The organism is Candidatus Woesebacteria bacterium, assembly GCA_016700095.1.
Taxonomy (GTDB): domain Bacteria; phylum Patescibacteriota; class Microgenomatia; order UBA8517; family UBA8517.
In genome coordinates this window covers 16800-31453 of record CP065002.1, presented here as the reverse complement: position 1 = coordinate 31453, position 14654 = coordinate 16800, and the positions used below count along the sequence as shown (strand labels likewise).

Here is a 14654-nt window from a genome sequence, read left to right as displayed (position 1 = left end):
TGGAGATTCAGATTACCTCGTATATTAATGAAGCTCCCGATTGAAACACTTTTTTAGCTATCCCTTCAAATACATAAGTATTAACATTTAAATATTTCTGTCTTTCAAATGTTCCGACAATAATGTATTTCACTTGATATTTTTCCAGAAGACTTTTGACAAGTGTTACATCAGGTGATGTATATATTATGGCAATATCGTTCACCCTATTTTGCGGAAATGAGGCATCACCTCTCCAGAGCCATTCATGCACATACCACCCCGACACGGTTGGCAATCCGGTGTAAGACGATATGACGTTGAAATCGGTATAACTATCACCGGGTGCTTCCAATATCGTTGGTTGACCTGTTTTATTGGAGTTTAACCACTGTATTATATTATATTCGTCGGGATAACTATATTTAAGCCATGTGTCCCCCGCAGTGCCCTTATAGTCTTGTAATTTGGCGTAATATGAATCGATAGAAAAGCGAGGATATTGTAGAAGTAGTGAATATATAATTCCAAAGAAAATAATTATTCCAATTTTTGATGCTTTCTTTTTTGGCGCAAGTGTTGCCCTGATAGCGACATAGCCGCTTACCAAGTAGCTTAAAACAAATGCTTGATACGTTAGTTTAAACATTGTATTTGCCCTGTGGTGAGTTGCCGAGTAGATATCTTTAAGAAAAACAACTTCCGGAATTACTATTAAAATAAGCGACGCGATTAGTAAAGAAAAAACATACACATCCACCCTCGTGATATTTGAAATTTTTTTGGACTTAACTAAAACACTGGCCATGCTAAGTGTTAACATTATTGGAAGACCCCATAAAACAAGGAGTTGCCAGACCGGAGTATACGATTTTACGAAATCCAGCCCTTGTGCTATTGATATAAAGTTGACATAGAAAGGGAAAAAAACAATGACGGCAACAATGATGGCAACAATTAGGAGAATCAACGTTTCATAAATAGCTAAAAACAGCGCTTTTAGCAATTTTTTTTGATTAAGTAATTTGTAATGGAGATTTAAAATACCCAACACCAAACCGGTAACCAGCAGATAATTTCCGACATCCCAAGTGTTTGTCATAAAGAATATCCCCAAAAGTACACCAACCGGTAAAACTGCTAGCGAAAGATTAAACAGTTTGTTTTTAACAAATACAAACTTGGTTAACAATGCAAGTAACAGCAAAACAAAAGGAAGGTTCAGTAAGTGTGCATGAAGATCTGACACGACAAAAGAATACATGGGGAATTCGTGAATTGTTTTATCGTTTGTTTCGGGGTCATATCCAATAAACCGAGTGGCATCAGGATACCAATAATTTACCTCATGGTTCAAGACAGACTCGATACACTCATTCAGCGTACTACAGTTGGTGGTGGACTGAAGACTTTGATAATAACTTCGCCCGTAAAAAAACAGGGTATGGAAATTACCGGCAAAAGTAAGCATTAGGGCAGACAATATACCGGCAGCAAACGCATATCTGATTTTAACTTTACTCCCAAGCAATGTGACTAGAGTGCCCGAAATCGAAAATGCACCATTGAGAGTTAATCCCATAATCGTTGCCAACATCAAATTGTAAGTTACGCTTGATGGTATAAACGATATTTTAGTGATAAGTGCAGTTACATAATGACCAAACCAGTAGTAATTTATTGAACTTCCGGAAAACCACATGTCTTTCGGTGGTAAGTATGTCGAATTAAGTATTGAATTAATGAACCCAAAATCCATGAATTTTTCTAAACCGTTAATGTCTGGTTGGTATCCTCTAACGAGTACCCAATACAAATATCCGGTCGTAAAAATAATTTCCTGAGCCACAATAATCCTTATCTTGATGCGCAAGTTGTCGGTGATTGTTTTTTTGTGTCGAGTGTAGATTATTAGATTGAAAAGTGCATACAAGATAAAAACAGCAACTATGGTAATTTGCGTGAAGGGAGCGATTTTAAAAATACTCACAAGAAACACTAAGTAAGATACGAAAAGGAGACCAAGTGTTTTCGAAAAACCATAACCAACATCAAGAAATTTTTGGAACAATAACGACATCAAGGGTAAACTTGATAAACTTAAAAATAGAAACAGAAACCACCACCACAAAATATATGTTGAATCAGATCCCATGTACATACAGTATAATACTCTAATGGCGCATCCAAAAACAAAAATAAATATTGGAATTGACCTTGATGGAGTAATTATCGACAAACCACCGATAATACCCCAAAAAATTATCGAATGGCTTTATAGATCACACAAAAAAAGAAAACTAGAGTATAGATTCCCTAAAAAGTATGAGCAATATGTGCGGATTTTGAGTCACCACCCTCTTATTAGACCACCAATTAACACTAACATCGCATTGATAAGAAAACTTGCCGAGGATGAAAGATATTGTGTTTTTGCCGTCTCAAGTAGATATTCGTTTTTAATTAAACGTACAAAACAATGGATCAATCACTATGGAATAAACGACCTTTTTGAAAAAATATATTTAAATGAAAACGATGATCAACCGCATGTGTTCAAAGAAGCGATGATCAATAAATTAAAAATTGATATTCTGATTGATGATGATAAAGCCCTAGTTAATTACTTGAAAAGAAGATTCAAAAATCTTAGAACAGTTGTTGTCGATAAATCAAACAATAAACTAAAGAGATTTGTAAACTCATGAGAATATTAATAGGAATTTCATATTATTACCCCAATGTAAGCGGACTTTCGATATACGCTAAAAATCTAGCCGAAAGTTTGGCAAGTCAGGGACATAAGGTGGAAGTCATTACTTCAAGACACACCGGCGAGTTGGAATATAAAAGTAAGGAGAATAATGTTTCGGTGAAGAGAGTGTGGACACCTTTTAAAATTGGACGTGGGGCGATTATGCCAACATATGTACTTGAAGCTTACAAATCGGTAAAAGAAGCAGATGTCGTTAATTGTCACATTCCATCATTTGAAATAGTAATTCTGGTTATATTAGCAAAACTACTCCGAAGAAAAGTAATAATTACTCATCACTGCGATTTGTCCAACTGGCCTGGTTTAATTAATCAAATTACCGAACGGATAACATATTTATCCCTGTTGATTAGTGGCATGTTGGCAGATAAGATTGTGGTTTACACAAAGGACTATGCCGATAGTTCCGTTTATTTGAAACACTTCAAAGATAAATTGGTTTATATTTTACCTCCCGTGAAGGTTGTTGTGGCGAAGAAAAAAATGGCAAGAATTTACAAAGGGATACATCCCAAAATTGGGTTTGCGGGAAGAGTTGCACGCGAAAAAGGAATAAAATATTTGCTGGAAGCAATTACCCATATCGATAAAAAGATTACGAGTAACCTAAAAATATTTATTGCCGGTCCTAAAAAAGAAGTGATAGGCGGAGGGTTTGAAGAAGAATTTAACAAATTATACAAGAAATATAAAAGTAAAATTATATATTTAGGTGCGCTGAACGAATTAGAAATGGCTGATTTTTATTCAATGCTGGACATACTAGTCCTCCCGTCCATTGAGCGAATAGAAAGTTTTGGCTTTGTCCAGGTTGAAGCAATGCTTTCAGGTTGTCCGGTTGTTGCAAGCAATATGCCAGGGGTCAGAATGCCGATTGTATTAAGTGGAATGGGAGAACTGGCTGAAATTAGAGACAGTAAGTCTATTGCCAGCAAAATTACCAAGATATTAACAAGTCGAAAAAAGTACGTTAAATCCCAAAAAACAATACAAGCGATTTTTAATTATCACAACACGATCAACGCATATGGTGAGTTATTCAAAAATATATCTAAAAAATAAACCATTATTCATATCGGTAATCAGAAGCAAAGAAGCAAAACTTTTTGTACCCGGTCTGCCTTATAAAAGACCTGTACTTGATTTTGGTTGTGGAGATGGTTTTTATGCAAAAACAGTTGTTTATCCTACTCAGGGAAAAATTGATTGTGGGGTGGATGTTGCAGAAAAAGTACTAACGTATGCCAATGAAAGTAAAGCTTATCGCAAAGTAATTTGTTACGATGGTGTAAAGTTACCGTTTCCTAAAAACACATTCTCTACGGTATTTTCAAATTGTGTGTTGGAACATGTTGTGTATTTAGAAAGTAATTTACACGAAATCCACAGAGTCCTTAAGCCAAACGGAAAATTCTATTGTACGGTAATGACCAATAAGTGGGAGGATTATCTCGCAGGAAATGTCCTCTCTAAAGACTATTACGGGAAATGGATGCGAAGAGTACAAGTACACGTGCAACTTCCAGATTACAATGCATGGTGTCGTCTATTCAAAGCGTCGGGATTTACAATTAATTCATCAATTGGATATATGGACAAACGTGCGAGTTGGTGGATGGATTTTTTGCACTACATATCTATTCCCAATTTGATGACGTACAAATTATTTAAAAAGTGGGTATTGTTTCCCGGTGTGTTTGATATTTTGCCCGTTTACAAATTTATAGATAATTTATCGCAAAAAAGCGTTTCCCTAAGCAAAGCAGCAGCAATATACTTTGAGTTGGAAAAACATTAAATCCTTTTAAAAATCATGACCACCGGATGATCATATACTGTAAATGTTTCATCCGATGAAGTATCATTAATGATTATGTTTACTACTGGTAAAGTGGGAAAAGAGGTAAACTCCGCCACTTTAATAAAGTGAAGTTTGTTGGTAAACAAATCGTTATAAAATTTTGAAGTAACTGGATATAATTCGGGAACTTTGGTGATTGAACCCCAGAGTCTGTTGGATGATAAAACCAAGTAATCTACTGTTTCTAATTCTTTAGTTATTCGATTCCACTTTTCTTCAGTGTCTTCCTCAAACAAAGAAAGTGTTTGGGTTGTGTAATTATGTATGTTGTTGTCACCAAGCGTTAAGGGAAGGCAGTCGTCCCAGTATTCACAAGTTATAACCGAACCTTGGGGTACATTTTCATATATCCACTTACTTGCCGAGATTCGTGTGTGATTTTTTGAATAAATCGCCGAAAAAGACATTGGCCATAATAAGAGTAGTATCAAAAACGAAATTGTTGTCGATAATTTCAGACTTACAGGTAATTTGTTAAGTAGCACTGTAATAAAATTTCCGGCGATTAGAGCCGAAAAGGGGTACATGGGATAAAAATAGCGTAATGCTTTTGCAAATTGTTGACCCTGATAGATGAACAAAAACATTATCCAAGACATTATTACAACTAGAAAAAAATATGAATAGTCCATATTTCTTACAAGTAATGTTGGTTTGGAAATATTTTGAAAAACATAACCGAATATTTTTATGGAAGTAAACACAATTGACATGAAAATTGTTACAAAAAGTGGAACACCCCAACCCCAGAAAAACATATTCCCGGCAGGATAAGTAAAAGATTTTGTTTTAATCCATTGAACTGCCGGGGGAAAATGGATATCCGGCTTGTTGTAGGATTCTAATTGTTTAATGTTTTCAATAAACACATCATTGATTCTGAAGCTAGTGTAATCATTGGTAAATATTCTTGGATCAACTAGACGTAACACCAAATATGTTACCCCAATAAACAGCATTAGGTGCAGCAGTGGATATAGATATTTATTTCGTTTTAATGCCGTAAATATAATTGGCGCAACAAGAAATGGTAAAAAGGTAAGTGCAGATATTTTTGAAGCAATGGAAAGTCCAAATGCTGTCCCCGCTAAAATGATACTAACGGATGTTTTTGTATATACATAATTTACCATAAAGAAAAATGCCAAGGTCGCAAAGAAAACCAAGAATGTGTCAACTGCATAGAAATGAGAGAGTTGTATTGGTAGAACAGAAGTGGCATAGATAAAACTTGCAATTAGACCAGCCTTATCACCAAATATTTTTTGCCCGATTTTGAAGATAATCAAAACCGTAAGTACATCCACTAAAGCAGACAAAAGCCTTCCGACAAGCGTAATGTTGTTGTAAGTAAAATTGTCAAATGTAATATATTGCGAAACTATTTTTGTAAGTGTTAACGGTAGAGTACCGTAAACATAAAATGTATATCCGGCGTTATAGGGGTTAAGGGGTGAAACATCAGGATTTAAGTAAGTGTTTAGATTACTTGGTAGAGAAACATCGTTTGTTACCATTGTGAGAAATCTTTCATCAGGATGAAGATGTTGATTTTGATCCCAATTCAAACTGTTAAATCTTAGCAATAATGCAAGACTAATTATCAAAACCAAAATGAATGTTATTAAAACTGGTGAATTAAAGTATTTTTTCATAAAAGTTTTTGGTCGAGTTGGTTGTTTTTTTATAAATTACAAGTACGGGGTGGTCAAAGACTGACCATGTTTCCTCGGCTTTTTCATCGTCAATAGACCAAACACGTCCTCCCAGACGTAGTGTGGGATATGAGTTAAAAGTCGCAACTTTTTCAAATCCCAGATTGCCATTAAAAAGTTGTGTATAAAAATTGCTGGTAAAAGGAAACAGATTCTCAAGTCTGACGGAATTTGCATAGACCCGCCTGCTTTGGACTATAAAATAATCGGCAATTAGTAAATTATCTACTAGCATACTTTGATTAACCAAATTATTTTCTAGATTGTAAAAATCAAATGGAATTTTGGTGTACGTTCCGGAAAGAGGTACTTCGTAAGTATTTCCTGATTCTGTTAGTATTACGGAGTCTGTTGGAATATTTTTGTTAATCCAGACGTTTGCGCTAGCCCTCGTATCGGAATTACGGTATATCGAAAAAAACATTCCCGACCAAAGCGCTGTTAAAACACATAAAAGTGCGACATATGTACCCAATAGACCTTTAGAATGTTTGATTAAACCGATCAAATAAACACAAAATATTGAAAAGAAGGGGAAAGTAGGTGCCACAAAGCGAGTCCATTTTACATGTAAAAATACATTTCCAGCCAGCAATGTTAGAAAAGAAGCCAGTATAATAATACTTGTATTCTTGGTAGTTTTTTCTTTAGAGCGCAAAGTATTGATGAACATATATACACATCCCATTGCACCGGCTAGCATCATGGGGATTCCAAGCGCATACGGGAAAACTTTGTAAAAGTGAAAAATGATCGGAGAAGTGTCAATGAATTGTCGAGTGTAAAAAACTATCAACGATCCCCTACCGACGGCGGTTTCGTAATCGAGAGAACTCAGAAAATTGGTTTTATCCAACAAACTGTAAGGGAAAACTGTTAGAAACGATAGTACCACGATTGCTGTTAGAATAATTAGCTTAAGCAATTTATTGAAGAAGTTGGCGGTTGGGTTTTCTCCACTTGGTATAAAGACAGAGAGTGCAAAAACGGGGTAAACAAAAAGTGCGGTTATTTTTGTTCCTATTGCAATCCCAAGGCATATGGCCGAAAAGATGATGCTTATTTTATTACCTCTGTGTATCCAATGTGTGAACAACAGAATACAAAGAAATATCCAGAAAATTAAAAATGACTCAGGGGTTGTGAAATGAGCTTGTTGGATTAGTCCCGGAGTAAAGGCAACTAATAATGTTGCAAGAAGCGAGCGGGGTGTATTCTTAAATATTTTTTCGGAAAGCATATATATAACAAATAGTGTTGCGGTGGAGAATATGCCTGCAAGTGTTCTACCGACAAGAAAGACATTAGGGGGGGTATTGGTAATCCTCTCGACAATATTTTTTACAAAGTAAATTAAATATACAGTTGATGACCCATAAGAAAACATTTCAGGGTTGGCCTTTTCGGGAAGATTGATTCTATTTACAGCCGATACAATGTGGTATTCATCGGGATGATAAAAAATACCTTCTCCCCAATCGGATTTGAATAATCTAAAAAATCCGCCTATCAAAATAATTACGCACAGAATTTGGTATTTGTATTTACTTATGTAGTTCACAAAGAAAGTATAACTCCAAATAACTTAGACTAGAAGGCAAGAACTAATGATAAAAGAATCAGTAATCCACCAATTGCGGTTGCAATAAGGGTCGGCATACCAACACCGGCGGGCGGTAGTTCTGGTTCGGAAGGAGTAAGCGTTGTACTTGTCACAGGAACTTTTGTTGGCGTTATTGTTGCACTTGGTCCACCGACTTGTTTGGTAGTTGGTGTCGGTGAAGACGTGGGTGTTGCGGATGGCCCAGGTGTGTTGGTAACAGTATTGGTCGGTGATGGTGTAACCGTGTTGGTTGGTGACGGGGTTAACGTTATGGTTGTTTTGGGAGTTGTTGGTGTCGGTGTTTCTTCTTCCAAGACAAAGTTAACAACAACACAAGCATTTGTACCACCGGTGCAAACAGAAGGAGCAAGTCCGCACAAAGTGTCTCCGCTTAAGGGGTTTGGAGGATTTTTACCCCACGTAAACCAGGCAGAATCGTCTCCACCTGAAGGACCACTTGTGCCCTTGAATGCTTCGGCTCGTTCTCTGCAAACTTGAGTATTATGAGTGGGTGTGCCAATTCTGCATTCCTCCCATCCAGATGCGGCTTCCGGACGGCTTTCCGGCGAAGCGGGTGAAACCGCCTGTTGTCTAACTTGATACAACCTGAGTGCCGTAAAAATAGCAACTCCCGCAAGAATAACAGTAGCAACAACTACCAGAATTGTCGCGCCCTTGTCTTTAATAAATTTGTTCATAACCAGTTAGTTAAAACCATCCAAGCTCAGAATGAAAAAGTTCAGCCTTTACGCTAAAGTTTGCTGTGTCTTCTGGAATTTGATATTCATAATAAAATTCCTCAGTTCCCGGTTTTTTAACATTGGTTTCAGGTTTAAGAGCGCCGTTAACCGTAAATCGGGCTTTTTCAATACTTCCGGAATTTGTAGAACCAGATACCGCGAAGCGAACTTTAACCCCAGCCTTTAGTTTGGTAAGTTCCGCATTGCTTAATTTATTCCAGGATGAATCGTAAACACTAACCAAATTACATTGGGCACTGACCTTGCTCTCAGGTGTAGTTGGGCTTGGGTCTTCGGAACCATAACTACCCGAATTTTCGCAGTCTTTCGTACCTATAACTTCCCAAGTAAATGCGTCACTGGGTACGGGTACGTTGCCGAGAGTTGCAGCATCACCGGCGTTTAGCGCAGGGACATCCAGGGTTGCTATTAAACTACCGTTAATTTTGACCTCTGCTTTTTGCAAGGGTTCATTTCTCGTTGATCCATTGCGGGTTATTACCACTCCGTCCTGCGATACTTCGAAGACATAATTTTTGCAATCCCATGCTTTTGTGGTTACCTTTGTTTGTTGGTTAACAAGATATACTCCGGCGGCAACACCGGCAACGAGCAATACAATTCCCAAGATTGTCGCTATTGTTTTTGGTGGAGATTTGACTGAGGCGGTATCCGTGTTTACAAAGTTACTGGCAGAAGTGACAAAGGGATCGTTTGTTTGGGTGTCTAGTATTTTCGCATCCTTGCCATCATCAGTTTTGGTTTCCGGATCCAACGAATTCGAAGAACTGTCGTCTACTTTGGCTGTGTTAATCGTTTTTTTGTTATCGTCAAGCATAAAATGTATTAAAGCGTAAAAACCACTATTTCATCTTAGAAATAAACGACCTTATAAGTCAATAGTTCATTCTGTCGCGTTTATCAATTCTCCAAATCCGGTTATGGGTTCGTTTTCGGTCGATAAAATAACCTTTGCTTCGGGTAAAGTACCAAGATTTTCTGGGAGAGAATTTTTAAACGCTTCGATATCTCCAAGGATTATCCTTGGAGCGGGTTGAGCAGATTTTAGCCGCAGTTGGCCGGAAGTTACCGCATCTTTTCCGGTTTGAACATGAAGTTGGATTACCGTTTTCTCGGGGTCAATATTAACGTATGACATGAGGTTTTGTTCCCTAGCTTCAGAAATCGCAAGTACCCAATTACCGTTTTCCGATGTCTGAGTAGACATTGGACTTCCGCCACCGATCACCACGTATACTAAAGCTTCACTAACCGGTGCTCCGCTTCTGTCGATGACTGAACCTGAAATTGTAAAACTGTGTGGAGACCGAGCCAATTTTGGCCCGGTTTTTGCTTGCCACGGTATCCCGTTATTGTCAAAACTGGTTCCATCTGAATTTATTAAGAAATAGTAATCCGAGTTTGCCTCAAGTTTACTCAATGTATATGAATGAGTATATGTTTTTTCAGACGATCCCGAGATTTCGTCGAGTGATTCTCGTTTTTTACCCCACACCAGCAATCCACTGGTTTGTTTAAGTGTTGTCCATGAGATTGTCATAGTGTCATTGCTTACGTTGGTTACCCTAACATTTTTAGGAGTGGCATCGAGTGCTGCATAAAGTTTAGTTGCCTGGCGATTTTCTACCAACAATACACCGGCAATTACGCCTATTGTTACAGATAATATACCCAATAGTGTCGGTATTCTATTGTTCATTGTAGATTTTCAGGTTCAGTGGTTGGCTGGGCGGAATCAGGCTCGTTGTCGCTTGTCTGATCGTCGTCGGTTATAATCTCAACTTGATCTACGACAATTTTTTCATTTTCTACGACAGGTCCAATAATTTCATTGTCGTCGACATAGATTCTATCACTAAGGGAATTTAGTACGGTACTGTTGAGGGTTGGATTCAGGGGGGCGAGAATCTCTGACGACACAGACGGGGCAACTTTGGTTGTCAAAATACTGTAAACGCTAAAAAACACCCAAAAGATAACAGTGATAGTTGTCATGATTGCGATAGTGACCAGTCTTGGTTGTTTTGGGTTTTTCATCTTAAGCTTGTATCAGTGCTACTTGCAGTTTGTGACACGTAAGTCACTCTTCCCGTAATTTGCAAAGTAAGAACGGAATCTATTTTGTCGGTTTTTTGAGAAAAGGCAAGATTATCTATCTTGACTGGCCGTCGCATTCTTTCCATATCTTTAATAAAAGCGGCAAGCAGAAGATAGTCGCCACTTAAGTTAACAGTGAAGTCCAAACCGTTGGCTCCAGTGGGAAGAGTATCTGTTTCCTTTCTCTTTTTACCTTCAGCACTGGGTACGCCCTTGCCAACAAGAAACGACTCTCCGATAGAGCTCGAAATTATTTCAACCTGGTTTTTGCTAGCTAAGCCCTCAATTTGGCGAAGCAGTTCGTCCGGATTTGACTCGGATGGAATGGCAGATTTTAATAAAACGGTATTGGCCAATTGTGAGTCATACACGTCTTTGGCTTTGGCCAAGTCGTCGATTTTTTTGTCCATTACTGAAATTGTTTCCTTTTTTGATTCAATATCTTTAATTAATCCTGCTATGGTAATAAGAGTTGGTCGAAGAGCAAAGATCGAGAAAACAGTGACTGTTCCCAAAGATAGCAATATTTCAATGTAAGCACGAATATCCTGTCTTTGTTTGTACTGTGTTGCAGTATTTAAAAGATACGCTTTATAACGTAAATATTGACCTCTCCACCCTGGTTTCATAAGTTATATTCAGCAATAATAGCAAATTCAAGAATAGACGGGTTTTCGACATCCGCACTGATTTCCGATAGTCCGATATTGGTAAAGGTTTTTTTGGCAGATACATTCACAATAAATTGCTGTATGCTCCTTTCGCTCGAAGAAAAACCTGAAATGGTGACAGAGGGTTTATCAAATTCTACCTCTTCAAGGGTTACGTCAGGAGGAAGGCTTTTTACGATATTTTCCATGGCGGTGGAGACGGTACCCTCGTTTTTTGTTAGACTATCAAATATTTCCGTTCTTCCTTGTACGTCTCTGAACTCGGATTCGAAACCTTGCCGTGCGGCAATAAGTGAACTTTTTTGTTGAATTTCTTCATTTAAATCGGTGTTGTTGGCGTCCAACCAGAATCGGGATAAAAAGGCAAACATAACAATAATTTCCGTTACGATAACAATGATTCGGAAACTAGACAAAATCCAAAAGAGAACCCTCCCTGCAGTTGTTGCAGAGAAACCCTCCTGTGGCATTAGATTTATTTGAGAATTTTTTTTCCGGGCAGCCATAAATTACACAAAAATACGCAATCTTGAGTTTGAGATATTACGAACTCACAAGACCGTTAATTCACTATAACATATCAGGATATGTGAAAGAAGTTAGCGTTTTATTTACTCTTTTTTGGAGAGTTTTTTTGAGGTGAAGATTTGGGTTTTTTACCCAGCTTTGACAAGCGTGATTTTATCCTGGCAACTTTATTTTTATGAATGAGCTTATTTTTGTTTGCTCTGTCGAGAAGACTGACTGCTGTTTTAAGAGTTTTGTCGTTTGGACTTTTTACTGCTTTACGCAAAGCAATACTAAGCAAGGTCATGCGTTTTTTATTGACCGCTTCTTTTCTTTTTGATCCCCTGAGTGCTCTTTTTGCTGTTACCGTTACTGGCATATTATTAATTGATACTAAAAAATATTTATGAAATTATCAATACCGCAAGAAATGATTTCTGGCTTCCGAGTATACTTGAAAGGGTTTACAATATCAACATGATGGTTAGTAGTGTTGTGGTACAGCCGATAGAATAATGGTACTTGTTGGCTGTTTGGGCAACATTCCTTATTATTGATAAACACTTATCGCGACAGAGCAAATTTTTTAATTACCACAACAAATCTTAAAATACAAAAAAATGAATAATTTTATACAAAAAGGAAAAAAAATTATAACTTCTCCGCAGTCATCAATTTTATCGGCGGCAACGCTTATTATGATGACAATAGTTGCCTCAAAGATCTTGGGATTTATAAGGCAGAGAGTTTTATTTTCGTATTTTGCACCCAAGCAAACCGATCTGCTACTTGCCGCTTTTGATGTACCCGATATTATGTTTGAAGTTTTGGTATTCGGGGTAGTTTCGGCTGCTTTTATTCCAATATTTTCAGGCTATATAACTAAGAAGAAAGAAGAGGATGGTTGGCATATGGCTTCGAGTAGTATCAACATCACACTTGTCATCTATTTAATATTTGCAAGTATTGCGTTTCTCTTTTTGAATCCGATATATACCATACTTGCCGGACAACAAGTAAAAAATATGCTTGGAATAAGTGGGGGATATTCTCCTGAGGATATTACCCTAGTCGTAAATATATCCAGGGTTCTTTTGTTCTCGCAAATATTTTTTGTGATTAGCTCTTTTACAACGGGGGTACTTGAAAGTTATCGTAGATTTTTGATGCCTGCACTTGCCCCGCTTGTTTATAACATAAGCATAATATTGGGAATAATTTTTCTCTCGGGTCAATTCGGTCTTTTTGGAGTGGCAATTGGTGCCGTAGTTGGTGCACTTTTTCACTTTTTGGTACAGATTCCAGTTGCTGCACATTTGGGATTTCACCCAAAACTTGTTTGGGATTTGCAAGACAAAGGTGTAAGAAAGCTATATAAATTGTCGCTACCCCGTGTGTTTGAGTTGTCAATATTGCAAGTCAGAAGATTTGTCTGGCTTTTTTTGGGATCGATAGTCACCGGTGGTTTAACCTATCTTAAATCCGGCGATTTACTGCAGACCTTGCCGATAAGCGTTTTTGGAATGTCTTTGGCAAAAGCAGCATTGCCAACATTGTCTCTTCAGGCGTCTGACAATGATATGAAATCATTTAGGCAGACTTTTTTTACAACCTTAAATCAGATATTATTTTTAGTCGTTCCATTAAGTGTATTTATGATTGTTTTGCGTGTGCCAATTGTGCGTTTGGTTTTTGGAGCATCGCAATTTGATTGGGAAGCAACGCTTGAAACCGGGAAGGTGTTGTCGGCATTCTCGGTTGGAATGTTTGCCTATGCGGGATCTTTGCTTATTACACGGGCTTTCTATGCGCTTCAAGATACCAAAACGCCTGTAGCTATTTCGGTTTTTTCAATGGTGTTGAATGCTTTGCTGGCTTTTTATTTGATTCTTTATTGCAATACGGGAATATGGGGAATTGCTTTGTCTTATGCTTCTGCCGGAATATTTCAATTCTGCTTTCTTATTCTGATAATCGTTAAACGGATTGAATCCAATATTAAGTTTTTTCTCATACCTTTTTTGAAAATATCCCTGGCGTCGATTTTTTCGGGAGGAGCAATATATGCACTGATAAAAGTCGTAGACAGGGCATCGTGGGTGAATGAGTCGTCATTTTTGGGAAAATTAGATACCCAAGGTATTATGATTGAGCAAATTGTTGTAGATACAAGGTATGCCGGTAATTTATTTTTTCTGACTGCTTTCGTGTCGTTAGTGGGCTTTGGTATTTATATTTTGTTACTTATCCTTTTTAGATCCCAGGAGGTTTGGTCGTTTTTCAATTTTGCCAGGAGGATTATGACTAAAAATATTGCTCCTATTCCCTCAAAAGAACGCGAACAGGTTACTCCTTTGCCTACAGATTCCTCATCAAATTAGCTTAATCAATCTTCGTTAAAACTACAAATCTTTGGTGTAACTGAAGCGAAATGGTGATCATATTTTTTTAGGAAATCATGGTCTTTTAGACAGCGGTTGTTTATTTTCACTTTTCAATAATTTTATGCGATTTATCGCATGGATGAAGAATTGTCTAACCGCCGGATGCGTAAAAAAGTTACTACGGACGTTAATTGGTGGAATATCGTTTTGCTTGATAATTACGTACACTTACCCAAAGATGGCGTGCTTTTTGGAAAATAAACACAGAAGCTAGTGATTTAACCCCCCGGTGAATATCTG

General features: G+C 37.5%; 14 protein-coding genes. 4 read left to right on the top strand and 10 right to left on the bottom strand.

The genetic code is table 11. The features are described from left to right. Nucleotides 1–7 precede the first annotated feature (7 nt). On the bottom strand, nt 8–2134 hold the full coding sequence (locus IPM62_00135) for a hypothetical protein (protein QQS39015.1): 2127 nt from the start codon (nt 2132–2134) through the stop codon (nt 8–10). A gap of 22 nt (nt 2135–2156) precedes the next feature. Between IPM62_00135 and IPM62_00130 the strand changes: the two genes are divergently transcribed. The 3 genes from IPM62_00130 to IPM62_00120 are packed head-to-tail and all read left to right on the top strand — an operon-like array spanning nt 2157 to nt 4553. Beyond that, the gene (locus IPM62_00130; protein ID QQS39014.1) at nt 2157–2687 is read left to right on the top strand and encodes a hypothetical protein; all 531 of its coding nucleotides are present in this window, start codon (nt 2157–2159) and stop codon (nt 2685–2687) included. Beyond that, the gene (locus tag IPM62_00125) at nt 2684–3817 is read left to right on the top strand and encodes a glycosyltransferase family 4 protein (protein QQS39013.1); all 1134 of its coding nucleotides are present in this window, start codon (nt 2684–2686) and stop codon (nt 3815–3817) included. The genes IPM62_00130 and IPM62_00125 overlap by 4 nt, the downstream gene beginning before the upstream one ends. Further along, entirely contained in the window at nt 3783–4553 is a 771-nt protein-coding gene (locus tag IPM62_00120) for a class I SAM-dependent methyltransferase (GenBank protein QQS39012.1), read from the top strand. Before IPM62_00125 ends, IPM62_00120 begins: the two co-directional genes overlap by 35 nt. Here the strand turns inward: IPM62_00120 and IPM62_00115 are convergent. The 9 genes from IPM62_00115 to IPM62_00075 form a co-directional block, all read right to left on the bottom strand. Further along, the gene (locus IPM62_00115) at nt 4550–6271 is read right to left on the bottom strand and encodes a glycosyltransferase family 39 protein (protein ID QQS39011.1); all 1722 of its coding nucleotides are present in this window, start codon (nt 6269–6271) and stop codon (nt 4550–4552) included. The two genes, IPM62_00120 and IPM62_00115, sit on opposite strands and share 4 nt — an antisense overlap. After that, nucleotides 6255–7892 (bottom strand): glycosyltransferase family 39 protein, encoded by a 1638-nt coding sequence (locus IPM62_00110; protein QQS39010.1) that lies wholly within the window; start codon nt 7890–7892, stop codon nt 6255–6257. Before IPM62_00110 ends, IPM62_00115 begins: the two co-directional genes overlap by 17 nt. 29 nt (nt 7893–7921) lie before the next feature. Next, nucleotides 7922–8632, bottom strand: a complete 711-nt coding sequence (locus IPM62_00105; GenBank protein QQS39009.1) for a hypothetical protein — start codon at nt 8630–8632, stop codon at nt 7922–7924. A gap of 10 nt (nt 8633–8642) precedes the next feature. Next, on the bottom strand, nt 8643–9512 hold the full coding sequence (locus tag IPM62_00100) for a hypothetical protein (protein ID QQS39008.1): 870 nt from the start codon (nt 9510–9512) through the stop codon (nt 8643–8645). A gap of 66 nt (nt 9513–9578) precedes the next feature. Then, complete coding sequence (locus tag IPM62_00095) at nt 9579–10394, bottom strand: hypothetical protein (GenBank protein ID QQS39007.1); 816 nt, start codon at nt 10392–10394, stop codon at nt 9579–9581. Next, on the bottom strand, nt 10391–10732 hold the full coding sequence (locus tag IPM62_00090; protein QQS39006.1) for a hypothetical protein: 342 nt from the start codon (nt 10730–10732) through the stop codon (nt 10391–10393). The genes IPM62_00095 and IPM62_00090 overlap by 4 nt, the downstream gene beginning before the upstream one ends. Beyond that, on the bottom strand, nt 10729–11421 hold the full coding sequence (locus IPM62_00085; protein QQS39005.1) for a hypothetical protein: 693 nt from the start codon (nt 11419–11421) through the stop codon (nt 10729–10731). Before IPM62_00085 ends, IPM62_00090 begins: the two co-directional genes overlap by 4 nt. Further along, entirely contained in the window at nt 11418–11969 is a 552-nt protein-coding gene (locus IPM62_00080; GenBank protein ID QQS39004.1) for a PilN domain-containing protein, read from the bottom strand. The genes IPM62_00085 and IPM62_00080 overlap by 4 nt, the downstream gene beginning before the upstream one ends. A gap of 101 nt (nt 11970–12070) precedes the next feature. Beyond that, on the bottom strand, nt 12071–12349 hold the full coding sequence (locus tag IPM62_00075) for a 30S ribosomal protein S20 (protein QQS39003.1): 279 nt from the start codon (nt 12347–12349) through the stop codon (nt 12071–12073). 241 nt (nt 12350–12590) lie between these two features. On the opposite strand from IPM62_00075, the gene murJ reads away from it, so the two are divergent. Beyond that, complete coding sequence (gene murJ / locus IPM62_00070; protein QQS39002.1) at nt 12591–14351, top strand: murein biosynthesis integral membrane protein MurJ; 1761 nt, start codon at nt 12591–12593, stop codon at nt 14349–14351. Nucleotides 14352–14654: the final 303 nt, after the last annotated feature.